Origin of the sequence: Streptomyces spinosus (assembly GCF_020400655.1) — a bacterium.
Taxonomy (GTDB): domain Bacteria; phylum Actinomycetota; class Actinomycetes; order Streptomycetales; family Streptomycetaceae; genus Streptomyces; species Streptomyces argyrophylli.
Genome location: NZ_JAINRC010000071.1, coordinates 1 through 504 on the forward strand (window position 1 = coordinate 1; position 504 = coordinate 504).

Sequence of the window (504 nt, forward strand, 5' to 3'; positions counted from 1 at the left end):
TGCCGGGGCGGCGGGCAGGAGGTCGCCCACTCCAGCGAACGGCCGTAGCCCCACGGGTCGTCCACGCCGACCGGCTTGCCGTACTTGGCCGTCTTCCAGACGTTGTAGAGGAACGGCAGGATCGACAGGCCGAGCAGGAAGGAGCTGATGGAGGACACCGTGTTCAGCGCGGTGAAGCCGTCGGCGGCCAGGTAGTCGGCGTAGCGGCGCGGCATGCCCTCGGCGCCCAGCCAGTGCTGGACCAGGAAGGTGCCGTGGAAGCCGATGAACAGCGTCCAGAAGGTGATCTTGCCGAGACGCTCGTCGAGCATCTTGCCGGTCCACTTCGGCCACCAGAAGTGGAAGCCGGAGAACATCGCGAAGACGACCGTGCCGAAGACGACGTAGTGGAAGTGGGCCACCACGAAGTACGAGTCGGACACGTGGAAGTCCATGGGCGGCGAGGCCAGGATGACACCGGTCAGACCACCGAACGTGAAGGTGATCAGGAAGCCGGTCGCCCAG

1 protein-coding gene is annotated in these 504 nt (G+C 65.9%); it reads right to left on the reverse strand.

Features of this window, described 5'->3' with window-relative positions; translation table 11 throughout:
- Positions 1–504, reverse strand: a 504-nt coding sequence (locus LG395_RS40955; RefSeq protein ID WP_225814681.1) for a cbb3-type cytochrome c oxidase subunit I, incomplete at both ends; no start/stop codon positions are given.